The 22,039-nt window shown below is 60.5% G+C and carries 23 protein-coding genes; 9 read left to right on the plus strand and 14 right to left on the minus strand.

The window, feature by feature from the left end:
• Positions 1–96 precede the first annotated feature (96 nt).
• The 3 genes from ACSFE6_RS25560 to ACSFE6_RS25570 form a co-directional block, all read right to left on the minus strand.
• Positions 97–1,491, minus strand: a complete 1,395-nt coding sequence (locus ACSFE6_RS25560; protein ID WP_435430191.1) for a sensor histidine kinase — start codon at positions 1,489–1,491, stop codon at positions 97–99.
• Entirely contained in the window at positions 1,469–2,152 is a 684-nt protein-coding gene (locus ACSFE6_RS25565) for a response regulator transcription factor (protein ID WP_103395605.1), read from the minus strand. Before ACSFE6_RS25565 ends, ACSFE6_RS25560 begins: the two co-directional genes overlap by 23 nt.
• Before the next feature lie 468 nt (positions 2,153–2,620).
• A complete protein-coding gene (locus ACSFE6_RS25570; protein WP_435430192.1) occupies positions 2,621–3,232 on the minus strand; it encodes a glutathione S-transferase in 612 nt (203 codons plus the stop codon).
• Between the two features lie 364 nt (positions 3,233–3,596).
• Between ACSFE6_RS25570 and ACSFE6_RS25575 the strand changes: the two genes are divergently transcribed.
• From ACSFE6_RS25575 to ACSFE6_RS25585, 3 genes are all read left to right on the plus strand, one after another.
• A complete protein-coding gene (locus tag ACSFE6_RS25575; RefSeq protein ID WP_065260998.1) occupies positions 3,597–4,001 on the plus strand; it encodes a TraR/DksA family transcriptional regulator in 405 nt (134 codons plus the stop codon).
• A gap of 587 nt (positions 4,002–4,588) precedes the next feature.
• The gene (locus tag ACSFE6_RS25580) at positions 4,589–5,812 is read left to right on the plus strand and encodes a methyl-accepting chemotaxis protein (protein WP_435430207.1); all 1,224 of its coding nucleotides are present in this window, start codon (positions 4,589–4,591) and stop codon (positions 5,810–5,812) included.
• Positions 5,813–6,084: 272 nt separating this feature from the next.
• Entirely contained in the window at positions 6,085–6,294 is a 210-nt protein-coding gene (locus ACSFE6_RS25585; protein ID WP_435430193.1) for a hypothetical protein, read from the plus strand.
• Positions 6,295–6,296: 2 nt separating this feature from the next.
• Here the strand turns inward: ACSFE6_RS25585 and ACSFE6_RS25590 are convergent, their stop codons facing one another.
• Together ACSFE6_RS25590 and ACSFE6_RS25595 are read right to left on the minus strand one after the other, a co-directional pair.
• Positions 6,297–6,536: a DUF2789 domain-containing protein gene (locus tag ACSFE6_RS25590; RefSeq protein ID WP_435430194.1), complete on the minus strand. Its 240-nt coding sequence runs from the start codon at positions 6,534–6,536 to the stop codon at positions 6,297–6,299.
• Between the two features lie 168 nt (positions 6,537–6,704).
• On the minus strand, positions 6,705–6,941 hold the full coding sequence (locus ACSFE6_RS25595; protein WP_435430195.1) for a hypothetical protein: 237 nt from the start codon (positions 6,939–6,941) through the stop codon (positions 6,705–6,707).
• A gap of 434 nt (positions 6,942–7,375) precedes the next feature.
• Between ACSFE6_RS25595 and ACSFE6_RS25600 the strand changes: the two genes are divergently transcribed.
• The 3 genes from ACSFE6_RS25600 (at position 7,376) to ACSFE6_RS25610 (ending at position 9,163) form a co-directional block, all read left to right on the plus strand.
• Positions 7,376–7,825 (plus strand): hypothetical protein, encoded by a 450-nt coding sequence (locus ACSFE6_RS25600; protein ID WP_435430208.1) that lies wholly within the window; start codon positions 7,376–7,378, stop codon positions 7,823–7,825.
• Positions 7,825–8,028, plus strand: a complete 204-nt coding sequence (locus ACSFE6_RS25605; RefSeq protein ID WP_435430196.1) for a hypothetical protein — start codon at positions 7,825–7,827, stop codon at positions 8,026–8,028. The genes ACSFE6_RS25600 and ACSFE6_RS25605 overlap by 1 nt, the downstream gene beginning before the upstream one ends.
• Positions 8,029–8,146: 118 nt before the next feature.
• The gene (locus ACSFE6_RS25610) at positions 8,147–9,163 is read left to right on the plus strand and encodes an ABC transporter substrate-binding protein (RefSeq protein ID WP_435430197.1); all 1,017 of its coding nucleotides are present in this window, start codon (positions 8,147–8,149) and stop codon (positions 9,161–9,163) included.
• A 96-nt stretch (positions 9,164–9,259) separates the two neighbouring features.
• Here ACSFE6_RS25610 and ACSFE6_RS25615 read toward each other — a convergent pair whose 3' ends face one another.
• Both ACSFE6_RS25615 and ACSFE6_RS25620 read right to left on the minus strand, forming a co-directional pair.
• The gene (locus ACSFE6_RS25615) at positions 9,260–11,392 is read right to left on the minus strand and encodes a TonB-dependent receptor (protein WP_435430198.1); all 2,133 of its coding nucleotides are present in this window, start codon (positions 11,390–11,392) and stop codon (positions 9,260–9,262) included.
• A 90-nt stretch (positions 11,393–11,482) separates the two neighbouring features.
• Complete coding sequence (locus ACSFE6_RS25620; protein WP_435430199.1) at positions 11,483–11,869, minus strand: DUF2946 domain-containing protein; 387 nt, start codon at positions 11,867–11,869, stop codon at positions 11,483–11,485.
• A gap of 95 nt (positions 11,870–11,964) precedes the next feature.
• On the opposite strand from ACSFE6_RS25620, the gene ACSFE6_RS25625 reads away from it, so the two are divergent.
• The gene (locus tag ACSFE6_RS25625) at positions 11,965–12,402 is read left to right on the plus strand and encodes a DUF3995 domain-containing protein (RefSeq protein ID WP_435430200.1); all 438 of its coding nucleotides are present in this window, start codon (positions 11,965–11,967) and stop codon (positions 12,400–12,402) included.
• A gap of 114 nt (positions 12,403–12,516) precedes the next feature.
• On the opposite strand, the gene ACSFE6_RS25630 is transcribed toward ACSFE6_RS25625, so the two are convergent.
• From ACSFE6_RS25630 to ACSFE6_RS25660, 7 genes are all read right to left on the minus strand, one after another.
• Complete coding sequence (locus tag ACSFE6_RS25630) at positions 12,517–12,879, minus strand: Na+/H+ antiporter subunit G (protein WP_435430201.1); 363 nt, start codon at positions 12,877–12,879, stop codon at positions 12,517–12,519.
• Entirely contained in the window at positions 12,876–13,154 is a 279-nt protein-coding gene (locus ACSFE6_RS25635; protein ID WP_075949011.1) for a K+/H+ antiporter subunit F, read from the minus strand. Before ACSFE6_RS25635 ends, ACSFE6_RS25630 begins: the two co-directional genes overlap by 4 nt.
• A complete protein-coding gene (locus ACSFE6_RS25640; RefSeq protein ID WP_435430202.1) occupies positions 13,151–13,639 on the minus strand; it encodes a Na+/H+ antiporter subunit E in 489 nt (162 codons plus the stop codon). The genes ACSFE6_RS25635 and ACSFE6_RS25640 overlap by 4 nt, the downstream gene beginning before the upstream one ends.
• A complete protein-coding gene (locus tag ACSFE6_RS25645; RefSeq protein WP_435430203.1) occupies positions 13,636–15,315 on the minus strand; it encodes a monovalent cation/H+ antiporter subunit D in 1,680 nt (559 codons plus the stop codon). Before ACSFE6_RS25645 ends, ACSFE6_RS25640 begins: the two co-directional genes overlap by 4 nt.
• On the minus strand, positions 15,312–15,656 hold the full coding sequence (locus ACSFE6_RS25650; RefSeq protein WP_095196030.1) for a Na+/H+ antiporter subunit C: 345 nt from the start codon (positions 15,654–15,656) through the stop codon (positions 15,312–15,314). The genes ACSFE6_RS25645 and ACSFE6_RS25650 overlap by 4 nt, the downstream gene beginning before the upstream one ends.
• Positions 15,656–18,574: a monovalent cation/H+ antiporter subunit A gene (locus tag ACSFE6_RS25655; RefSeq protein WP_435430204.1), complete on the minus strand. Its 2,919-nt coding sequence runs from the start codon at positions 18,572–18,574 to the stop codon at positions 15,656–15,658. Before ACSFE6_RS25655 ends, ACSFE6_RS25650 begins: the two co-directional genes overlap by 1 nt.
• Before the next feature lie 245 nt (positions 18,575–18,819).
• Positions 18,820–19,824 (minus strand): DMT family transporter, encoded by a 1,005-nt coding sequence (locus tag ACSFE6_RS25660; protein WP_435430209.1) that lies wholly within the window; start codon positions 19,822–19,824, stop codon positions 18,820–18,822.
• A gap of 15 nt (positions 19,825–19,839) precedes the next feature.
• On the opposite strand from ACSFE6_RS25660, the gene ACSFE6_RS25665 reads away from it, so the two are divergent.
• Together ACSFE6_RS25665 and ACSFE6_RS25670 are read left to right on the plus strand one after the other, a co-directional pair.
• Positions 19,840–20,403, plus strand: a complete 564-nt coding sequence (locus tag ACSFE6_RS25665; protein ID WP_435430205.1) for a helix-turn-helix domain-containing protein — start codon at positions 19,840–19,842, stop codon at positions 20,401–20,403.
• 160 nt (positions 20,404–20,563) lie between these two features.
• Positions 20,564–21,967, plus strand: a complete 1,404-nt coding sequence (locus ACSFE6_RS25670) for an LLM class flavin-dependent oxidoreductase (protein ID WP_435430206.1) — start codon at positions 20,564–20,566, stop codon at positions 21,965–21,967.
• The last annotated feature ends 72 nt before the right edge of the window (positions 21,968–22,039 follow it).

Genomic DNA, 22,039 nt, shown 5'->3' on the forward strand with positions numbered 1-22,039 from the left:
CCCTCCCTCCCCCCTGCCCTCCCCCCCCCCCCCCCCCCCCCCCCCCCCCCCCCCCCCCCCCCCCCCCCCCCCCCCCCCCTACAGGGGGTGGCAGCATCAGGTCTGAGGGATCAAGCTTTCCTGGCAATCGAGCACCAACCGCGCTCCACCCAGTTCACTTTCACCCACCTCCAGCGAAAACCCATGCAAGCTGACAATCGCCGCAACGATCGACAGCCCCAGCCCAAACCCGCTTTTCTGGTTACCCACCTCGGCGCGATAAAACCGCTGAAACACCGCCACTCGTTCCGCTTCTGGAATACCAGGGCCGGAGTCGAGCACTTCGATGCGGGTGTGACCGTTCTCGTTGACCCCGCGCAAAATCACCCGGCCACCGGGTGGGGTGAATTTGATCGAGTTGCTGAGCAGATTCGCCACCGCTTCAAACAGCAAGGCGCGATCGCCATTGAGCGACGGCAATGAAGCTGGCAGTTGCAGTTCAAACCTCAGGCCATCGTCTTCGGCCAATGGCAGATAGAACTCATGCAGTTCCTGCAGCAACGACACTGGATCAAGCTGCACGAATCCGGATCGGCGCTGACGATCCTCCAGCTCGGAAATCCGCAGCAACCCGCGAAACCGCGCCATCAATGTGTCGGCCTCGGCCAACACCAAATCCAGTTGCGCCGCCTCTGTCGAGCCTTCTCCGGCCTGCTGTTGCATGCGGTACAACTGCGCGCGCAAGCGGGTCAGCGGGGTGCGCAAATCATGGGCAATGTTGTCGCACACGCCCTTGACCTCGTGCATCAGACGTTCGATACGTTCAAGCATGGCGTTGACGATGGCGGCCAACATGTCCAGTTCGTCGCGGCGGTTGGACAGCGGCAGGCGTCGGGTGAGGTCCCCGGCGACGATGGCCTCGGCGCTGGCCTGAATCCCGCGAATCCGTCGAAGTGGTCGGCGCCGCAGCAGGTGCCAGCCGACGATGCCCGGCAGGATGGTCAGGGTTACGCCCCAAAGCAAGGCGTGGAGGATGATTCGGGTCACGGCGAACAACGAGCCGTTGTCCCGCACCAGTACCAGCCAGCGTCCGTCCCTGGTCTGGGTCGCCACCGCATCGCAGCTGTCGGCGGGCAAGGTCGGGTCATCGTAGCCGGCGCAGTCGTTGAGCATGTGGATCTTGCCGTCCAGCGGCAGGCCTTTGGGGATGTGGCGCAGGGCACCGCTGAGGTAACGATGCTCGGCATCGAACAGGCCATAGGCGTCGATGCCGCGAATGTCGAAGGTCATGCTGACGGCCAGGGCGTCCGACAGTTGTTCGCCCTGGAAGTGCGAAAACAGATGCTGGCGCTGCATCAGCGAGTGCTTGGCCAGGTTGTCCAGGTAAGCGGACACCTCGTAGTACATGACGCCCATGAGAATCCCGCTCCAGGCCACGAACAACGCACTGTAGAGCGCCAGCAGGCGACTGCTGGAAGAACGCCAGCCTTTAGACGGGTTCGGCAATGACATAACCCGAGCCTCGTACGGTTCGAATCAACGGGACATTGCCGGGTGGGTCGATTTTTTTGCGCAGGCGACCGATGTGCACATCGATCAGGTTGGTGCCGGGGTCAAAGTGATAACCCCAGACTTCTTCGAAGATCATCATCCGCGACAGGATCTGCCCGGTGTTACGCATCAGGAATTCCAGCAGCTTGTATTCGGTGGGTAGCAGGGTGAGCAATTGACCGTCGCGGCTGGCTTCGTGGCTGATCAGGTTCAACTCCAGGTCCGCTACCCGCAGCGTGGTGGCCTGGGCGGTCACAGTGTTCTGCCGGCGCAGCAGGACTTCGACCCGGGCGGCCATCTCATCGGTGGCGAAGGGTTTGGTCAGGTAGTCGTCGCCGCCTGCGCGCAAACCGCGCACGCGTTCGTCGACATCGGAGAGGGCGCTGATCATCAGGATCGGTGTGGCCACGCCCATGGTCCGCAGCGTGGTGACGATCGCCAGGCCATCGAGCTCGGGCAGCATGCGGTCGAGGGTGATCAGGTCATAGTTGCCGCTGACCGCGCGTTCCAGCCCCTCGCGCCCGTTGTCGACCCAGTCGACGTCGAGGCCGTGATTGCTCAATTCGGCGACAATTTCCCGGGCGGTCACGGCGTCGTCTTCGATGGTCAAGATGCGGGTCATAGGGTTGGCCTGATAATCGATTCAATAAGGAGTGGGGCGTATTTTGCCAAGAATTGCTCGCCGCTTAATAAATTAACTTTCATGTTGCATCAGCGCTTGCACAGTACACCGATGCTATCTGGCGTTAATGCATAACGCCCGCCGGGTTGACCGGTTCGTTGCAGATTGCATGGGCCAGGGAAGTTCAAAATTTATAGTCTGATGATCTATAACGATTTATCCATTGAAGCCCGGTTGGCACGTTCACTGCTGCTTCCTGATTGAAGCGCGGCATTGTTGTTAATCCGGGAGAACTCTCATGCGTTCGATACTGCTGTTCCTGATTGGCGTACCGATTCCGATCATTATCCTGATTGCCTTGTTCATGCACTGACTTCATTCGCGAGCAGGCTCGCTCCCACAATTAACCGCGACTTAATGTGGGAGCGAGCCTGCTCGCGAAGGGGGCAAATCAAGTTCGCAAACCTGTCAGTCAATCGGAGTGCTGATAAACACCTCCAACCCCTCGGCATACTCGGTGAACGCCGCAATCCTCGGGAACTGTTCAACCGACACCTGATCCGGCACCACGTAACAGGTAAAGCTCCACGCCACCGCCAGGGTAATGCCCGCCTGATCGATCAAGCCATCGGTGTTCAACGGTTGCTTTTCCAGCTCCCGCTCCAGTGCCTTATAGGCGGCGGCCAATTGGCCCTCGACCCGCTCAACCCAGGGTTCATACTGAATTTCGGCCGGCCGCAGGTTGCGCTCGTAATAAAGCTGCACCGATTTTTCACACGCTGCCAACGCCAGGCCGATCAGGCGCAAGGCGCGCAAGCGGTCTTCGAGGCTGGCGGGCATCAAGCTGCGTTCCGGGCCGGACAGTGCTTCCAGGTAATCGATGATCAGCGTGGAGTCCATCAACACTTCGCCGTCATCCAGCACCAGGGTAGGGGCCTTGACCACCGGGTTTATCCGCTGGAACTGCTCGAACGTCCTGAACACCGAGACCGATTCGTGCGCAAGCTCGATGCCCAGTCGTTTGGCAGAAATGGCGACGCGTCGCACATAGGGAGAATCCAGCATGCCGATCAGCTTCATTTAACCGCTCCTTGAGATGGCCGTTTCGGGAAGAGCAACCTTAGCCGAGCCAGCGCTACCTGCAAACAGGGGGGCTGCCGCTTAGCCGTTTGTCTTCTATATAGCTCCGCTGGATTGAATTTCTTGCTATAAACGCACTCCGATATCCGCCTGGATGCCTGCCATAGCGCATTTTCGAGGCCTTGTCGGACAAATTCGCTGTCTTTTCAGTTGCTGAGGCCTCAAGTCGGCCTTAGACTGCCGCCCCTCGTAAATTGAGTGCCGGGTGGCGCTTGGAACAAACGGCGCCTTTCCGATGACCTGCAGCGGTCTGCCGGAACGCTCCCTAATTCGCCTTAATGCACGTTTTTTTATAGAGATATCAATGACAAAGGACAAGTTGCTGGCCATGCCGGCGGATGACTACATGAATGCCGAGCAACATGCTTTTTTCACCGAGCTGTTGCAGAACATGAAAGTCGAAACCCATGAGCGCATCGAGCAGAACCGCATCGCCATCGAAAGCCTGGACACCCCGGCGGATCCGGCTGACGCGGCGTCGGTTGAAGAAGAGCGCACCTGGCTGGTGAACGCTATCGATCGCGACCAGCGCATGCTGCCTCAGTTGGAACAAGCGCTGGAGCGTATTAAAGAAGACAGCTTCGGCTGGTGCGACGACAGCGGTGAGCCTATCGGCCTCAAGCGCCTGTTGATCAGCCCGACCACCAAGTACTGCATCGAAGCTCAAGAACGTCACGAGCAGATCGACAAGCACCAGCGTCAGGCTTGATTCGGTAGTGCCCCATCGCGGGCAAGCCCGCTCCCACAGGGTTCACGATGAATCTGTGGGAGCGGGCTTGCCCGCGATGCTTTTTGTCGTCCGAGAAATTTTCTATTGATCTGCTGCAACACCCGCGACTAAAGGCTTATGGATAATGGCCTTTTAGTGGCGCTTAATGCGAAGACAACAATTAGAAGATGCTTGGGGTAACTACGATGACGAGAGATGGCTCTGCGGTTACGGCGGTGCCTGCGCCCGTGTTTTTGCCGAAAAACCGCTGGTTGACGCCCACGCTGCAAAGCATCGCCCTGATGCTGTTGCTATGTGGCATGACGCTTGGCGGTTGGTCGCTTTACCTTGGCCTGCCAGTGGCCGTGCTGGTTGTTTGGCTACCCCGCCTGCGTTCGCGTGCACCCCTTGAGGCCGCTCCCGCTGATTCGACCGACGCCATTGCCGCGTTGACTCGTGATCTTTCCCACACCACCAGTCATAACGCTCTGTCCGCCGCCGGTGTGGCCTTTTCGGTCAAGCAACTGGCAGACAGGCTTCAATCGCAACTCGGCGCCGCGGCGCAGATCGTCAGCAATGCTGAAGTCATGATTGCCACCGAACAGGCCACCTCGACCCTCAGTCGCGAAGCCTTGGGGGCCGCGAGCGAGGCGCATCAGAGCGGCGCGGCGGGCCGAACGGAGTTGATCGAGTCGATTGCGCGCATGCACCAGCTCAGCCAGCGGGCCAACGGCAGCCGGGAAATGATCGAAGCCTTGAGCCAGCGCAGTGACGATATCCAGCGCGTGACGCTGGTGATCCAGTCCATTGCCAGCCAGACCAACCTGCTGGCCTTGAACGCGGCGATTGAAGCGGCGCGGGCGGGGGAGCACGGTCGCGGCTTTGCGGTGGTGGCCGACGAAGTGCGCGGGCTCGCGGCGCGCACGGCGACGGCGACCGGTGAAGTCGGCGAGATGGTGGCCGATATCCAGCAGCGCACCGCACAGGTGGTGGAACAGATCCGTCAGCTGTCGAGTGACCTGGACATCGGCGTCGAGCAGGTCGAACACACTGGCCAGCATCTGGAAAACATCGCTCGACTCGCGGCCAGCGTCGAAACCCAGGTCGGGGAAATCGCCCACGGTGCCGAGACCAATCGCGAACAACTCGACAGCCTGTTTCACGCCATCCAACAGATGCGCAGCGACTTGGCTATCAGCGATCAGCAGACCCGGCACCTGGCCGAGGCCGCGGTGCAGATGGAAGGGCAGGCCGAAACCATCAGCGAGCGTCTGGCCGAAGTCGGTCTTGATGACTATCACCAACGGATCTACGACCTGGCACGCGAAGGCGCCAGTCAGATTGCGGCGCGTTTTGAAGCGGATGTCGACGCCGGCCGAATCAGCCTCGACGACCTGTTCGACCGCCAATACCAGACGATTCCCGATACCCGTCCGGCCAAGTACCAGACGCGTTTCGACCGCTACACCGATCAAGTCCTGCCGGCGATTCAGGAGCCCTTGCTACCACGTCATGAAGGCCTGGTGTTCGCGATTGCCTGCACCCAGCAGGGCTATGTGCCGACTCACAATAACGTCTTCAGTCAGCCACTGACCGGTGACGAGCAGGTTGATACCCTGCAAAACCGCACCAAGCGCAAATTCGCCGACCGCACCGGGATTCGCTGCGGCAGTCATCAGCAGGCGGTGCTGCTGCAGACCTACACCCGCGACACCGGAGAGCTGATGCATGATCTTTCGGTGCCGATCATGCTCAAGGGCCGGCATTGGGGTGGGTTGCGGTTGGGGTACAAACCGGAGAAGCATCGGTAACCGTAGGTTCTCCCGCAGCCTATCTCTTTGTGGGAGCGAGCCTGCTCGCGAAAGCGGTGCATCAGTCAGCATGGATGTTGAGGTTGACGGCCTCTTCGCGAGCAGGCTCGCTCCCACAGGGGATCTCTGTAGCAACCGTAAGATCGATCACAGAAATGTGTCGATTGTTACGGCTTTGGCAACGAAGCTGTGCAAAGTGTTGCTGTTTCCCCGTGAGCGAACTCATTACTCTATCTACATAGTTAGGTTGCTAACGGAGTTCGGAGGGCAACATGCAAAGCAGAGTCGATGTCGCCGTCATGATCGGCAGTGGTGTACCCGCCAGTTTGCGAGCCTTGGGGCAGAGGGTGTGCTGGGTGGTGCTGGTGAATGGCGAACGCCGCGGCACGGCCTTCTCCAGCCGCGATGAAGCGCAAGCGTGCAAGGCTGCCTGGTTGGCGCAACTGAACGCCAATACGCCAGACAGCCTGCATTGTGCCTGAGGTCAGTGTACCTGGTGCATGCGCAGGTTCAGGTCGTCTACCACCCGCGCCCAGTCGGCGTCTTCACGCAGTTGTTCCTTTAGAAAGCCGGCCTGTTGCGGGGTCCAGAACTCGGCATCGATGAGCTTCTTGTTGTCGGGCAGGGGGGAGTGGCTGGCAATGAAATCGTCGATAGCGGTCTGGTTGGAGTCCAGGCCGAGCTGGTCGAACAAACCTTTCAAGTCATGAGTCGGTGATTCCATTTTCATCTCCTGTCAGGTGCGAGTCGGGTTCGAGGCCTGAGCCTCGGTGCTATTACTTGGGAGAGAGCCAGACTTCAAACGTTCGAAAACAATGTTCAAAGGCAAGAGTGAGCATAGACCGCAAACTTGACCCTCAGGCTTTCCAGGCACCGGCATCGACCGCCGCGGTCACATACGTGACTCAAGCGAGCGGGCGAGGGCGCAGGCATCGTTATGATTGGCGCGGAAACCTCTTACATGTCCGGTGGAAATTTCTTTGATATGAAAGAACGCATTGCCGGCCAATATCACCTGAAATCTTGGCGTTCCGGGGCCTTGTGGCTGAAGTTCAGGGTGCTGCAACATTGGCGAATGTTGAATCGATGCGGGTGCCAAGGGGTGGGCAAAGTGTGTCAGCGTGCACATAAGAAGTCCTTTTCGATGTTTTTACCGACGTATGTACGTCTATATGGGTAGTCTCGGTGAGCATGGCTGCTCTAGAATCACCCTCACTGGTGGGTGATCGATGTTTATCTAAAGCAATTTTCGGCTGGCGATATGTCAGAAAAGTGCTTTTTTTCAAGAGTTTTTTCCCTGAAGTTGATAGTCCGTATTTTCTCTGGCCGTAAGTAGGGTGATTTCCTTCAACCTTTGACGAAAGCCAGGCAGGACGAGGCGAGCGGCGTCCAGTAGTCTGTTCACGCCTCGCGATAGGTGAGCGTTCTGCTCATACAGGATCTCGACCCGGGTTTATTTGGCTTCACCTTCGGCATTGCCGCTTTTTTCGGCTGTGCGCTTTTCAGGCGCGCGGCATCATTTTTCAGTGTGGGGATGGTTCCTTGGCAGTCAGTAATCTCGATATGCATGCTTTGTTCGTGCTGGGTGATTTGCGCGCAAAGCTGGTTAAACAATTTCAGACACGTTTCGTTTACATCACCGAACAGAACGCCGAAGGTATCTACGTCGCCGAGATCGACACCGAATCGGCGCTGGTGGTGGACGATAAGCCGGGCCTCAAACTCAAGGTCGGCGATCATTTCAGCGCCTCGGTCCTGCCCAGTCGCGAAGGCGGCAAGCTGGAGATCAGGTTCCGCGAAATCAAGATGACGGTCTATGGCCTGGGCGACTACGCCTTCGTGACCACTGCCGATGGTGAGGCCATCGTGTTCAAGGAAGGTCACAGTGCGGTGACGGTGTTCGCTGCCCATCAGCAATTGCAGGAAGGTCTGACCAAGACGCTCAAAGCCGTGACCGCCAAGGCCGCCAAGTGGCGCAAAGGTGAACTGGTGACGTTCAAGGCCAGCGAGTGATGAGCCTGACCCGCGCCGACTTCCACCAACAGAACCAGGCCAGTGCTCAGGCCGAAGCCTTGAGGCTGTTCGAGCAGAAGGCCGTTCTGCAGGGAAGCTGGCTGAATTGGGTAGCGGGGCAGCTTTACTCGTTGAAGCCGGCGGAATACGCCAGCATGGTCAGAAGAGAGCTGGTGCGTTTGCAGGAAACTTCCGAAATTTAGTCCGAGTCCCTCGAAAGCAGGAACCTCTACTACAGTCAATTGACTGAAGTTTCAGAGGCTTTGCGGTCTTCTGCCTGGCCGTCCTGCTATTGCTGTGAACAGCACGAGGTGCAAAAGCATGAAAGGTTTTCGACGGATGCTGGCTGCTGTCCTGGCCACTTGCGGATTGTTGGCGTCTCCCGTTCCGGTGCTGGCCGCCCAGGCGCCAATCCATTTCGCCGACCTGAACTGGGAAAGCGGCAGCCTGATCACCGATATCCTGCGGATCATTGTCGAGAAGGGCTACGGCCTGCCCACCGACACATTGCCGGGCACCACCATTACCCTCGAGACCGCACTGGCCAACAATGACATCCAGGTCATTGGCGAGGAGTGGGCCGGGCGCAGTCCGGTGTGGGTCAAGGCCGAGGCCGAGGGCAAGGTGGTCGCGCTTGGCGATACGGTCAAGGGTGCCACCGAAGGCTGGTGGGTGCCGGAATACGTGATCAAGGGCGACCCGGGCAAGGGCATCAAGGCGATGGCGCCGGACCTGCGCAGCGTCAGCGATCTGCCCAAATACAAAGACGTGTTCAAGGACCCGGAAGCACCCAACAAGGGGCGTTTCCTCAACAGCCCCATCGGCTGGACCTCGGAAGTGGTCAACAAGCAGAAGTTAAAGGCTTATGGACTGGACGACAGCTACGTCAATTTCCGCAGCGGTTCGGGGGCGGCATTGGACGCGGAGATCAGTTCGTCGATTCGCCGGGGTAAACCGGTGTTGTTCTATTACTGGTCGCCTACGCCATTGCTCGGTCGCTTCAAACTGATTCAACTGGAAGAGCCGCCCTTCGATGCCGAAGCCTGGAAGACCCTGACCGACGCCGACAACCCCAATCCGCAACCCACCCGGTCGCTGCCTTCGAAATTGTCCATTGGCGTGTCCACGCCGTTTCAGAAGCAGTATCCACAGATTACCGAGTTCTTCAGCAAGGTCGATTTTCCCATCGATCCGTTGAACAAGGCTTTGGCAGACATGAGCGAAAAACATACCCCGCCACGTCAGGCGGCGGAAGATTTCATGAAGAAACACCCGGATGTGTGGAAGGCCTGGGTGCCCAGGGAGGTGGCGGACAAGGTGTCTGCCGAGTTGAAATGATGTAGTAGGGCTGATATCGCTTTCGCGAGCAGGCTCGCTCCCACAATGGATAGCACATTACCTGTGGGAGCGAGCCTGCTCGCGAAGCTTTTGCTTTTAGAACCTGGTCTGCACCGCCAACTCAAAAGTCCGCGGCGTACCCAGGTAGTACGCCGGCGACACATGGGCAAACTCGGCATACACCTCATTGGTCAGGTTACGCACCCGACCGGTGACGGTGGTATGCCGATCGACCTTGTAACTCAAAAACGAGCCGAACAACGTGTACGACGGTACGGTCATGGTATTGGCGCTGTCGGCGAACACCGACGCCACGTAGCGTGCGTCCACACCCCCTTGCCATTGCGGCGAAAAATCATACGTCAGCCACAGATTGCCCACCCGATCCGGCACGTTGGTCGGTGTGTTGCCCTTACGTGAAACTACTTGGCCCGCTGCGTTCTTTTCCGTGAACTCGTCGTATTGGGCATCGACCCAGGCAAAGTTGCCCTCGACCAGCAGCTTGTCGGTGACTCGCAGTGAACTGGCCAGTTCAATGCCGTTGGAGGTTTGCTGGCCCACCGGAATGCTCGAAGTCGGGTCCAGCGGGGCGGTTACCGCGAAGTCCTTGCGCTCGATCGTGTACGCCGCCACCGTCGCTGCACCCCGGCCGTCCAGGTAATCGAACTTGCTGCCGATCTCCCATTGCTTGCCGGTGGACACATCGAAGTCTTGGGTGCCATTGGGTTGCTCGGCGGCGGTGCTGTACTGCGCGTAGACGTTGGCCGAAGGCAGAATTTGATAGGTCAGGCCGACCCGTCCGGTGACTGGTTCCCAACTGCGCTTGAGGTGTCGAGGATTACTGGCGGTCACGACGCGGTGGTTGGTCACGTCGAGGTCGATGTCGTCGTAGCGCAGACCGGTGAGCAACGACAGTTTGTCGGTGAGTGCCAGGCGATTTTCGACGAACAGGGCTTTGGTGGTGACCTCGTTGGTCTTGTCGCTGACGAAACCCTGTTGCGTGCCCGGGATGTCGTAGAAGTGACCCGGCGAGTAGTTGTTGGGGTCGACCGTGCTGGCACCTTTGACGTTCAGGGGGAAGTTGGTGGTCTGGTTGACCTTGTACTCGAAACCGCCAGACCAGGTGGTCGCCAGCCCCAGCAGCGTGTTGTCGTGGCGCACTTCGAACTGGTTGCCGTTCTGCTCGCCCTGGTGCCGTACCTGATACGCCGTGGAGCGGTTCACCACGGTGTTGTCGGCGTTGTACTGGTAGGTTTCCAGGTTGCGGTAATCGCGCTGGCTGTCGAGGTGGTAAAGCATGTTGCGCAGGGTGGTGCTGTCGTTGATCCGGTAGTCGATGATCGAACGCACCCAGATCGTCCGCTGCTCGTAGCGGCCGTCCTCGACGTTGTAGTTGTTGAAGCGATTGTGTTTATCGATCTTCAATTCGCCAGCCTTGGGATTCAAAACCGGAGTGCCCCAGTAAGGGCTGTCTTCGTGTTCGTCCTGGTACTCCAGGGCCAGGGTGTGGGACAGGTCCGGCGTCAGGTCGCTGAGCAAGGAGAACGCCAGGCTCCAGGCATCGCGTTCCTGGCGGTCGATGTAACCGTTGCCGGTGTTATGGCTGACATCGAGGCGTGCGTAATGCTGCACGTCCGCGCCGGCCTCGCTCAGGGCGTGATTGAGGCCGAAGGCGGTTTCGCTGGTGTCGTAGGTGCCGTAGCTGACCCGACCTTCGAGTGCCTGCTCGTCACGGGTCGCCAGTTTGGTCACGTAGTTCAGCGAGCCGCCCACGGAGCCGGCACCGTTGATCAGCGATGACGGACCGCCGACCAACTCCACCCGGTCGTAAATCCAGGCATCCACCGGCCGGGCGAGGCCGCCGGAGACATTGACGCCGTTGAACATCTGAGTGATCTGGCTGCTGGTGAACCCCCGGTACGAGACGAAACCGCCAAAGCCCGGTGGTGCGCTCGCGTTCACGCCGGGCAGGGTGTTGGCGGCGTCCTGGAAATTCTGTGCGCCATGGCGCTCGATGTCGTTGCGGTTGGCGATGGCCACCGAGGCCGGGGTTTCCCGCACGCTCAATCCCAGTCGCGAGGCCATGCCGCTGGATTGATCAAGGTTGAGGCCCGGTTCGGCATCTTGCTCGCCGTCGACAGTGATGGGGGCGAGGTCGATGGTCGATTGCGCCCAGGCGTTAACGGACAGGCAGCCGAACAGGCTGGCCAGTAAAGGGACGTGTTTCATCGATGAATCCTGAATTCTTGGCTAGAGAATCAGCGCACACGCAATCGCTTCGCGTAAACGAAGTGAGCTGATTGATAAAAGCGAAGTGATTCAGGCGAGCGGCGGCGCGCGCGGGTTGGCCGAAGGCCAGGTGAAGCGGGCAGGGAGGTCGGCACTGGCAATGGGCGCCAGGGGCGGGCTGTGTTGCTCCGGAAGGATGGCCAGGGTCAGGCTGGAGTTGAATGCCGGGCCCATGCCCCCGGTGGAGCACAGAGGACAGCCGAATGCTTGGGACAGGGTCGGCAGTTGTTCTTTGGAAGATGGGCTCGAGACCGGTGCCTGGGTCGCCGGGTCGACCGTACAGAACTGGCCGCCGATGCCGTTGAGCTGCATTCCGACCATTTGCCCGTGACCGATGCTGCAGGCGAACACGTTGAGCAGAACGCAGCAATAGAGCGTCCAGGCCAGCAGTGAGCGATCGGAGCGGGAGAATTTCATGGGGCGGCACTTTACTCCTCCGCCGACCGGTCGTGCACGTCAAAAAATGCCGACTACGATGATTTTGTCCAAATCTCTTTCAAGGATCTTCAACCATGACCTTTGCGTTGGCTCAATGGCTGGTGACGATATTTGCAGCGATCAGTTCGGTACATGTGTATTGGGCGTTGGGTGGGGAATGGGCGGCGGTGGCGGCCGTACCCCAGGTGCCGGTGGAGGGCGGTGTGCACTTGCAACCGGCCTTCGAACCGCGAGGTTGGGTCACGCTGCTGGTGGCTGCTGCCTTGTTGGTGATTTCCGCGCTGGTCTGTCTACGGGTCGGCTGGTGGCTGCCGCAGGTAGAGCATCGGTCGCTGCAGTGGGTGATCAGCGCAATCGCGATACTGCTGTTCGCCCGGGCGATTGGCGATTCGGAGCTGGTGGGTTTTTTCAAGGAGATCAAGGATTCGCGGTTTGCCCGGTGGGATACCTGGGTTTACTCGCCGTTGTGTGTGGTGTTGGGAGGCGGGTTGTTGGCGGTGGCCTGGGTCTGAGTTGCCCCGACTGACGTCTTCGCGAGCAGACTCGCTCCCACAGGGGAAATGCAATTCAATGTGGGAGCGAGCCTGCTCGCGAAGAGGCCGGCCCGATCAATACAAATTCCGAATTCAAATGCCAGGTTCGGTACGCCGGCTGCTCACCTCCGCCGGCACATCATCCCCGGCCATGCGCTTGCGGAACAGCGCTGCCCGCGCCAGCAGCAAGGTGGTCACCGGCACGGTAATCGCCAGCAGGATCGGGATCAGCCACGCATGCAAGACGGGCGAAGACTTTAGACCCGAAAAGTAGATGATCGACGCCAGCGCCACGCACCACGCACCCAGGGTCGAGGCCAGCGCGGGCGGGTGCATGCGCTGGAAGTAATCTTTCATTCGTACCAGGCCAATGGCGCCGATCAGGGCAAACAGGCTGCCGAACACCAGCAGGATTGCCACAGCGATTTCCACCCACATCGACAATTCGACGGTCATTCGATCACCTCACCACGCAGCAGGAATTTCGCCAGGGCAAACGAGCCGACGAAGCCGAACAGTGCGATCAGCAGTGCCGCCTCGAAGTAGGTATCACTGGCATAGCGAATGCCCAGGGTCAGCATCATCAGCATGGCGACGATGTACAGGTAGTCCAGCGCCAGCACCCGGTCCTGGGCGGATGGCCCCTTGAACAGGCGGATCAGGGTCAGGATCATCGCCACGGAAAACAGGAACAGGCTCAGCAGGATTGCGTTCGACAGCAAGGCGCTCATTCGAAAATCTCCATCAACGGGCGCTCATAGGTCGCCTTGAAGTGCTCGATGAACGGCGCTTCTTCATCCAGATCGAAGACATGCAGCAACAGAACGCTGCGGTCCAGCGCCAGTTCCGACCAGACCGTGCCGGGCACCACAGTGCAGATCATCGACAAGGTCGCCAGGCCATTGGCATCGCGCAGGTCCAGCGGCACCTTGATGAACCGCGAGCGCGGCGGGCGACGGTTGGCGTTGAGCACGCCCCAGGCCACGGCGAGATTGGATGCCAGTACATCGCGACCGACCACCAGGAACAGGCGCAGGATCACTCCCGGTCGGCGGATGCGGATCGACTGCGGCCGCAACTTGCGCATCATCAATGGTGCGCAGAAGCCCAGCGCGGCACCCAGCAGCAGGTTGCCGGGGCTCATCGACAGGTTCAGCACCAGCCACAACAACCACAGGGCCAGCGATAGCCACGGCGCGGGAAACAGTCGCTTCATGGTTGCACCTCCAGCAACGCGGCCCTGGCTTCCGGCCCCGGAACGGCACGGGTGCCGAGCACGGCCATCACGTATTGCTGCGGATTGTTCAAGGCATCGGCGGCGGCCTGGGTATAGCGCAGCAGCGGTTCGGCCTTGAAGGTCAACGCGATGCTCAAACCCAGCAGGGCGAAGATCGGCACGCATTCCAGGCGACGCAGTACCGGTGACGGTCGTTCAGCCGGCGACCAGAAACGCTGGATGCCCAGGCGCGAAAAGGCCAGAAGCGAGGCCAGGCCAGAAAGGATCAGTAACGCCAGCAAACCCCACGCGGCATTTGAGATCGCTGCTTCGTTACCCAGGCCCAACGGATTGAGCAGGGCGCTGAGCAGCCCGAGCTTGCCGATGAACCCGGAGAGTGGCGGCATGCCGACGATCAGCAGGGTGCAGGCAATGAAGCTCAAACCGAGAAAGGCCATGGTCCAGGGAATCACCTGGCCGACCACGGCTTTCTGGTCGTCGTCGAGGTTGATGCCCTTGACCAGCGCCGACGATTCTTGCGGTCGCGGCAGCATTTCGTTTTCATCTTCCAGCGGGATTTCGCCGGCCGAGCGTGAGCGTTCGATCAACTCGGCCAGCAGGAACAACGCACTCAAGGCCAGGGTCGAGCTGACCAGATAGAACAGCGCCGCGCCGATCAGGTTCGGTTGGGCGAAACCGATGGCCGACAGCAGGATCCCCGCCGACACCAGAATGCTCAGGCTGGCCATGCGTTCCAGGCGTTGCGCGGCGAGGATCGCCACGGCGGCGCAGACGATGGTTGCCATGCCGCCGTAGATCAGCCAGTCGCCACCGAAGTACGCCGACGCCCCGGCCTGACCGGAGAACAGCAGGGTCCACAGGCGCAGGAAGGTATAGACGCCGACCTTGGTCATGATCGCGAACATCGCCGCCACCGGTGCGCTCGCCGAGGAATACGCCGGCACCAGCCAGAAGTTCAGCGGCCACATCCCGGCCTTGGCCAGGAACGCTACCGCCAGGATGCCCGCACCCGCGTGCAGCAGGCCGCGATCGGCCTCTGGCACCAGGGGGATTTTCAGCGCCAGGTCGGCCATGTTCAGGGTACCGGTGACGCCATAGATCAGCGCCGCGCCGATCAGGAACAGGGTCGAAGCCAACAGGTTGATCGAGATGTAATGCAGTCCGGACGACACCCGCGCCCGGCCCGAGCCGTGCAGCATCAGGCCATAGGACGCGGCCAGCAGCACTTCGAAGAACACGAACAGGTTGAACAGATCCGCCGTCAGGAACGCGCCATACAGTCCCATCAACTGGATCTGGAACAGCGCGTGGAAACTCGAACCTGCGCTGTCCCAACGGGCCATGGCAAACAGCAGGGCGCTGACGCCGATGATCCCGGTCAGCACCAGCATCAGCGCCGACAGGCGATCGACCACCAGCACCAGGCCGAACGGCACCTGCCAGTTGCCCGGCAGGTAGACGCCGATGGAGCCGGGCACACCGGTGGTTTGCGTCCATTGCAGCAGCAACAGCGAAATACCCAGGCCCAGCAGGCTGGAACACAGATTGATTTTGGCCTTGAGCGGGCGATGTTTCTCGCCGAGCATCAGCATGACGGCGGCGGTTAGCAGCGGCAGCAGGATGGGGGCCGCGATCAGGTGCGTCATCGCATTCATTCTTTAGGCTCCCGGCCATCCACATGGTCGGTGCCGGTCAGGCCCCGAGAGGCCAGCAAGACCACCAGGAACAGCGCGGTCATGGCGAAGCTGATGACGATCGCGGTCAGTACCAGCGCTTGCGGCAACGGGTCGGTGTAGTGCAGCAGGTCCTGCGGCACGCCGTCCTTGATGATCGGCTCCTTGCCGATGAACAGGCTGCCCATGCTGAAGATGAACAGGTTGACGCCATAGGACAGCAGGCACAGGCCCATGACCACCTGGAATGTCCGGGGACGCAGGATCAGCCAGACACCAGAGGCGGCCAGTGCGCCGATGGCGATTGCGATGACTTCTTCCATCAGACGGCCTCCTTGATGACGACGGGTTTGGGCTGGGCAGCGGTCTTGTGGCCCCGGACCGATTGGTGGGCGAGGGCGGTGAGGATCAGCAGTGTCGAGCCGACCACCACGGCGTACACGCCGACATCAAAGAACAGCGCGCTGGCCAGGTGAATGTCGCCCAGCAGCGGCAGGCTGAAATGCCAGGTGTGGGTGGTCAGGAACGGATAGCCGACCGCCATCGCACCCAGGCCGGTGACCGTGGCGAACAGCAGGCCGGTGCTCATCCAGCGCAGCGGTCGCAGGCTCATCTGGGCCTCGACCCACTGGGTGCCCGCCACCATGTATTGCAGGATGAATGCCACCGACATCACCAGTCCCGCGACGAAACCGCCGCCCGGTTGGTTATGCCCGCGCATGAACAGGTAGAACGACACCACCAGGGCAATCGGCAGCAGCAGGCGCACCAGCGCCGCCGGGACCATCATGAAACCCAGGGCGGTGTCGCTGGCCTGGCGCGGGTTGACCAGGTCAGTGACCACGTCGGGCGCCAGCAAACGCTGCTGGGCCGGCAACTGCAGGCTCTCCTTCGGCGGGCGGAAACGGCGCAGCAGGGCGAACACCGTCAGCGCTACCGCCACCAGCACGGTGATTTCACCGAGGGTGTCGAAGCCGCGGAAGTCCACCAGCATCACGTTGACCACGTTGCTGCCGCCGCCCTCGGGCAAGGCGCGACTCAAATAGAAGGAGGAAATATCGTTCGGCGTCTGGCGCGTCAACATCGCGTAGGCCAGCAACGCCATGCCGCCGCCAACCACAGCCGACAGCAGCAAGTCGCGGATACGCCGGATACGCGCCTTGCGCAGGCTGCTCGGCAAGGGCGACACCTCTTCGATCCGGCGTGGCAGCCAGCGCAGGCCCAGCAGGATCAGCACGGTGGTCACCACTTCGACCACCAGTTGCGTCAAGGCCAGGTCCGGTGCCGAGAACCAGACGAAAGTCACGCAGGTCATCAGGCCGCAGACGCTGACCATGGTCAGGGCGGCGAGACGGTGGTACTTGGCTTGATACGCGGCGCCGAGCGCGCAGGCAATCGCCAGCAGCCAAAGGATGACGAACACGATCGAGCCTGGAATTTTTGGCCGGTCGCCCCAGTGCAGACTGCTGTGCAGCATCGGGATCAACCCCGCCAGGACGGCGGCGAGGACCATCAGGAACAGTTGGGTTTGCAGACGTCGGGTACTGATGTACGGCTCCAGGCGACGAGCCAGGCGCATTTTGATCACCAGGCTGCGCTCGAACAGGCGCTTGCCATTGAACCGGCCAATCAGCGGCGGGTAGCGGAAGCGTCCGCGCTTGAGCTGATTGCGCAGCAATAGATACAGCACGATGCCGCAGGACATGGCGATCAGGCTCATGATCATTGGCGCGTTCAAGCCGTGCCAGATCGCCAGGCTGTATTCCGGCAGCGTGCCGCCCACCACCGGCAACGCGGCGGCGGCCAGCAACGGGCCGACTACTTGCGCCGGAAAGATCCCCACCACCAGGCAGGTGAACACCAGCAACTCCACCGGCGCGCGCATCCAGCGCGGCGGTTCGTGCGGGGTGTGGGGCAGGTCGGTGGCGGTGGGACCGAAGAACACGTCCACGGTGAAACGCAGGGAGTAGGCGACGCTGAAGGTCCCGGCGATGGTCGCGACGATGGGCAGCGTTGCTTCGATCCAGGCGGTGGCGTTGATGAACACCGTTTCGGCGAAGAACATTTCTTTCGACAGGAAGCCGTTGAGCAACGGCACGCCGGCCATGGAGGCACTGGCAACCATGGCCAGGGTGGCGGTGAACGGAATCAGTTTGAACAGGCCATTGAGCCGGCGAATGTCCCGGGTGCCGCTTTCGTGGTCGATGATCCCGGCGGCCATGAACAGCGAGGCCTTGAAGGTGGCGTGGTTGAGGATGTGGAATACCGCGGCCACTGCCGCCAGCGGGCTGTTCAGGCCCAGCAGCAGGGTGATCAGGCCCAGGTGGCTGATGGTCGAGTAGGCCAGCAGGCCCTTGAGGTCGTTCTGGAACATCGCGCAATAGGCGCCGAGCAACAGGGTGCACGCTCCGGCGCCGCTGACGATGTAGAACCATTCTTCGCTGCCGGACAGCGACGGCCACAGCCGCGCGAGCAGGAACACCCCGGCTTTGACCATGGTCGCCGAGTGCAGATAGGCCGAGACCGGCGTCGGCGCGGCCATGGCGTGGGGCAGCCAGAAGTGGAAGGGAAATTGCGCGCTTTTGCTCAGGGCGCCGATCAGGATCAGGGGCAGAAGGATGGGGTAGAGGGCATGGGCACGAATCAGATCGCCGGCGGCCAGGACCTTGTCCAGGTCATAGCTGCCGACGACATGGCCAAGCAGCATGACCCCCGCCAGCAGGCACAAACCGCCGGCCCCGGTGACCATCAGCGCCATGTACGCGCCGCGTCGGGCATCGGCGCGATGGTGCCAGTAGCCGATCAGCAGGAACGAGAAGAGGCTGGTCAGTTCCCAGAAAAACACCATTTGAATCAGGTTGCCGGAGATCACCAACCCGAGCATGGCGCCCATGAACGCCAGGAAAAACGCGAAGAAGCGTGGCACCGGATCGTCCGGCGACATGTAGTAACGGGCATACAGCGACACCAATGTGCCGATACCCAGCACCAGCATCGAGAACAGCCAGGCGAAACCGTCCATGCGCAGGACGAAGTTCAGGCCCAGGCTCGGCAGCCAGAAGAACTCTTCACGGATTACGCCGCCATGGGCGATTTGCGGGTACAGAAGGGCGACCTGGACGGTGCCGATCAGGGCAACCAGGCCAGCCAGGAGGGATTCGGTGTTACGCGCGTTGTGTGGCAGCACCGCTGCCAGACAGCTGCCTATGAAAGGCAGAAGCAGTAGAACTATCAGGGACATAGGCTTCTAATCTGCGGAAGTTTGTGAAGCATCATACGTGCCAGCTCCCGGATCACCAAACGCCAAGCTGTCGCAGAATCCTACAAGGTAGACTGAAAATTCTTGATTCACATTGTTTCAGAAGACTGTATTTAGCAGGGCTGGCCCCTTCGCGAGCAGGCTCGCTCCCACAGAGGGAATGCATTTCAACTGTGGGAGCGAGCCTGCTCGCGAAAGCTATCTATCAAGCACCGAAGATATTGCGGTTACTCTTGTACTTCCTGCTCCAAGGCTTGCTCAGCCACAGCACCCTTACCCTTGGTCTTCAACTCACTGACAATCACCGCCGCCACGATCAACCCGGCCCCCAGCAAGGCAATCGCTGGCAGCCGCTCCCCGGCAATCCGCCCGACAATCCCGGCCCACACCGGCTCACCGGCATAAATCAGGGTCGCCCGAGTCGGCGAAACACTTTTCTGCGCCCAGTTCATCGCCACCTGAATCGCCGCACTCGCCGCGCCTAGCCCCAACGCACTGCACAACAGCAGCCAGGAAAAGTCCGGAATGCGTTCCTGGGTCGGCACCACCATCAGGAACGACAGCAATGAGGTGACCGCCAGTTGCACCACCGTCACCCGCTTCACGTCGACCTGGCCGGCGAAGGTGCTGATCAAAATGATTTCCGCGGCAATGGCGATGGCGCTGATCAGCGTGGCAATTTCACCGGGACTGAAATGGAAGGACGCGCCGGCCGGCCCCGACAGCAGCATCAGACCGGTAAATGCCAGCATGATCCCGAGGCTGGGCATCAACCCGGGGCGACGTCCCAGCACCAACCATTGCAGCAAGGGCACGAAGGGCACGTACAACGCCGTGATGAACGCCGACTGGCTGCTGGGAATGCTTTGCAGGCCGACGGTCTGCAAGCCGTAGCCGAGCATGATCGCTACGCCGATAAAGGCGCCGGCCTTGAGTTCGAACAGGGTCAGCTCCCGCAGGCTGCGCCAGGAGAACAGGGCGACAAGGCTCGCTGCGGCGGCAAAGCGCAGGCCGACGAAAAACATCGGCCCGCTGACGGTCATTGCATGCTGGACCAGCAGAAAGGTCCCGCCCCAGACCATGGTGATCAATACCAGCACGCACTCAGCCTTGCTGAGCCGCAGGAAACGGGAAGAAGCCTGGGGGGAGTTCACCGACGTCATGATCTTGCACACTATAAGAGGGGGACGCACAATGCGCCCGAAGTTGGGCAGTATACTGCGCAACACCATCAAGTGAGCAATATAGTGCACAAAGATTCCACGCAACGGGCTTCGGTCCTGCAGCACGTCAGCCAGAATGTTCGGCGTTTGCGCCATGCCGCCGACATGAGCCAGACAGCCCTGGCGGAAAAGTCCGGTGTCAGCCGGCGCATGCTGGTGGCCATCGAGGCCGGCGAGAAGAATGTCAGCCTGACCACCCTAGACCGCGTGGCCGAGGCCCTGGACGTGGCGTTCAGCGATCTGATCCAGGCCCCCGATGTGCGCGACCACAGTCGCATCAATGAATTGGCCTGGGCCGGGACCATCCCCGGCAGCAAGGCGGTGTTGCTGGCCAAGGCCAATGCCAGTCGTGAAGTCGAGCTCTGGGAGTGGCGCCTGGAACCCGGCGAGCATTACCCCTCGGAGCCGGACGCCGATGGCTGGAGCGAACAGTTTTATGTCTTCGAAGGTTGTCTGACGGTGATGGTCGGTGAGGTACCGCACCGCATCGCCGCCGGCGAGTTCTTCATGTTTGCCAGCAACCAGCCCCATTCCTATCGCAACGATGGTCCGGTGGCGGTGCGTTTTGTGCGCAACGTGGTGATTTGAACTGTTGGTCGATCAACACTGGATAAACACTTTGTTGTTCCAAAGCTGTCAGCGTTTCTCTGATTGATCGTTAACTGGCTGATAATTAAAGATTTAATTTTCAGGCATGACTCCTGCAGAGCTCCGGGAAATCATTCCCCAAGCTTCGGAGCGCCGCTTGATGGCCCGTGAAATTCGTCTTAACGCCTTTGACATGAACTGCGTCGGCCACCAGTCGCCGGGGTTGTGGGCGCATCCGCGGGATCGCTCGTGGCAATACAAGGATCTGGAGTACTGGACTGACCTGGCGAAGATCCTTGAGCGTGGCAAGTTCGACGGATTGTTCATTGCCGATGTGCTGGGCATCTACGACGTCTACAACGGCAACGGTGAGGCGGCGATTCGCCAGGCCGCGCAGGTGCCGGTCAACGACCCACTGCAATTGATCCCGCCCATGGCGCTGGTCACCGAACATCTGGGGTTTGGCCTGACCGCATCGCTGTCGTTCGAACATCCGTATCCGTTCGCCCGGCGCCTGTCGACCCTTGACCACCTGACCAAGGGCCGCGCCGGCTGGAACATCGTCACCTCGTACCTGGAAAGCGGCGCGAAGAACCTCGGGCAGAAAACCCAGACCGAACATGACGCCCGCTACGACTTCGCCGAAGAGTACCTGGAGGTTTGCTACAAGCTCTGGGAAGGCAGCTGGGAAGAGGGTGCGATCCTGCGCGACCGTGAGCGTCGGGTGTTCAGCGATCCGAGCAAAATCCACGAGATCCGGCATGTCGGCAAACACTTCCAGGTCCCGGGCATTCATCTGTGTGAGCCGTCACCGCAACGCACGCCGGTTTTGTATCAGGCCGGTGCATCGAGTCGCGGCAAGCAATTCGCCGCTGAACATGCCGAGTGCGTATTCGTCGCCGCCCCCTCGAAAGTGCTGCTGAAGAAAACCGTGGCTGATATCCGTCGTCGCGCGGCAGAGGCCGGGCGCGATCCAAGGAAAATCCTGATCTTCAACCTGCAAACGGTGATCCTCGGCGAGACCGATGCCAAGGCCAAGGCCAAGTTCGAGGAATACAAAACCTGGGTCAGCTATGAAGGCGCCATGGCGTTGATTTCGGGGTGGACCGGGATCGATTTCAGCCAGTTCAAACCGGACGAACCACTCAAGCATGTGCACACCAACGCCATTCAATCGGCGGTGGAGGCGTTTTCCACAGCGGACCCGAACAAGGTCTGGACCCCCAACGAACTGGCTGACTGGGTGGGCATCGGCGGCTTTGGTCCATTGTTCGTCGGCAGCCCGGAAACCGTGGCCGACCTGCTGCAGGAATGGGTCGAGGACACTGATGTGGACGGCTTCAACCTGGCCTATGCACTGACCCACGAAACGTTCATCGATGCCGTGGAATTGTTGGTGCCGGAATTGCAGAAGCGTGGGGCGTACAAGACTGAATATGCCCCGGGGACCTTGCGCGAGAAGTTGTTCGGAGAGGGGCCGCGCTTGCCGCAGATTCATCCAGGCAGTGGGTATCGCGATCTAGGGGCGTTGCATCGGCAAGACAGGAAAGTCGTGTCAGCCTGAAACAACCCCCTGTGGGAGCGAGCCTGCTCGCGAAGAGGGCTGCACATCCAGCATTGATGCCGCCTGACACAC

This window comes from Pseudomonas baetica, from assembly GCF_051216495.1.
Lineage (GTDB): Bacteria > Pseudomonadota > Gammaproteobacteria > Pseudomonadales > Pseudomonadaceae > Aquipseudomonas > Aquipseudomonas baetica_B.

What these genes read in the sequence shown, in the direction of transcription:
- ACSFE6_RS25560 (WP_435430191.1), bottom strand. Translation starts at nt 1,491, where the DNA reads ATGTCATTGCCGAACCCGTCTAAAGGCTGGCGTTCTTCCAGCAGTCGC.
- ACSFE6_RS25565 (WP_103395605.1), bottom strand. Translation starts at nt 2,152, where the DNA reads ATGACCCGCATCTTGACCATCGAAGACGACGCCGTGACCGCCCGGGAA.
- ACSFE6_RS25570 (WP_435430192.1), bottom strand. Translation starts at nt 3,232, where the DNA reads ATGAAGCTGATCGGCATGCTGGATTCTCCCTATGTGCGACGCGTCGCC.
- ACSFE6_RS25575 (WP_065260998.1), top strand. Translation starts at nt 3,597, where the DNA reads ATGACAAAGGACAAGTTGCTGGCCATGCCGGCGGATGACTACATGAAT.
- ACSFE6_RS25580 (WP_435430207.1), top strand. Translation starts at nt 4,589, where the DNA reads ATGATTGCCACCGAACAGGCCACCTCGACCCTCAGTCGCGAAGCCTTG.
- ACSFE6_RS25585 (WP_435430193.1), top strand. Translation starts at nt 6,085, where the DNA reads ATGCAAAGCAGAGTCGATGTCGCCGTCATGATCGGCAGTGGTGTACCC.
- ACSFE6_RS25590 (WP_435430194.1), bottom strand. Translation starts at nt 6,536, where the DNA reads ATGGAATCACCGACTCATGACTTGAAAGGTTTGTTCGACCAGCTCGGC.
- ACSFE6_RS25595 (WP_435430195.1), bottom strand. Translation starts at nt 6,941, where the DNA reads ATGTGCACGCTGACACACTTTGCCCACCCCTTGGCACCCGCATCGATT.
- ACSFE6_RS25600 (WP_435430208.1), top strand. Translation starts at nt 7,376, where the DNA reads ATGCATGCTTTGTTCGTGCTGGGTGATTTGCGCGCAAAGCTGGTTAAA.
- ACSFE6_RS25605 (WP_435430196.1), top strand. Translation starts at nt 7,825, where the DNA reads ATGAGCCTGACCCGCGCCGACTTCCACCAACAGAACCAGGCCAGTGCT.
- ACSFE6_RS25610 (WP_435430197.1), top strand. Translation starts at nt 8,147, where the DNA reads ATGAAAGGTTTTCGACGGATGCTGGCTGCTGTCCTGGCCACTTGCGGA.
- ACSFE6_RS25615 (WP_435430198.1), bottom strand. Translation starts at nt 11,392, where the DNA reads ATGAAACACGTCCCTTTACTGGCCAGCCTGTTCGGCTGCCTGTCCGTT.
- ACSFE6_RS25620 (WP_435430199.1), bottom strand. Translation starts at nt 11,869, where the DNA reads ATGAAATTCTCCCGCTCCGATCGCTCACTGCTGGCCTGGACGCTCTAT.
- ACSFE6_RS25625 (WP_435430200.1), top strand. Translation starts at nt 11,965, where the DNA reads ATGACCTTTGCGTTGGCTCAATGGCTGGTGACGATATTTGCAGCGATC.
- ACSFE6_RS25630 (WP_435430201.1), bottom strand. Translation starts at nt 12,879, where the DNA reads ATGACCGTCGAATTGTCGATGTGGGTGGAAATCGCTGTGGCAATCCTG.
- ACSFE6_RS25635 (WP_075949011.1), bottom strand. Translation starts at nt 13,154, where the DNA reads ATGAGCGCCTTGCTGTCGAACGCAATCCTGCTGAGCCTGTTCCTGTTT.
- ACSFE6_RS25640 (WP_435430202.1), bottom strand. Translation starts at nt 13,639, where the DNA reads ATGAAGCGACTGTTTCCCGCGCCGTGGCTATCGCTGGCCCTGTGGTTG.
- ACSFE6_RS25645 (WP_435430203.1), bottom strand. Translation starts at nt 15,315, where the DNA reads ATGAATGCGATGACGCACCTGATCGCGGCCCCCATCCTGCTGCCGCTG.
- ACSFE6_RS25650 (WP_095196030.1), bottom strand. Translation starts at nt 15,656, where the DNA reads ATGGAAGAAGTCATCGCAATCGCCATCGGCGCACTGGCCGCCTCTGGT.
- ACSFE6_RS25655 (WP_435430204.1), bottom strand. Translation starts at nt 18,574, where the DNA reads ATGTCCCTGATAGTTCTACTGCTTCTGCCTTTCATAGGCAGCTGTCTG.
- ACSFE6_RS25660 (WP_435430209.1), bottom strand. Translation starts at nt 19,824, where the DNA reads ATGGTGTTGCGCAGTATACTGCCCAACTTCGGGCGCATTGTGCGTCCC.
- ACSFE6_RS25670 (WP_435430206.1), top strand. Translation starts at nt 20,564, where the DNA reads ATGGCCCGTGAAATTCGTCTTAACGCCTTTGACATGAACTGCGTCGGC.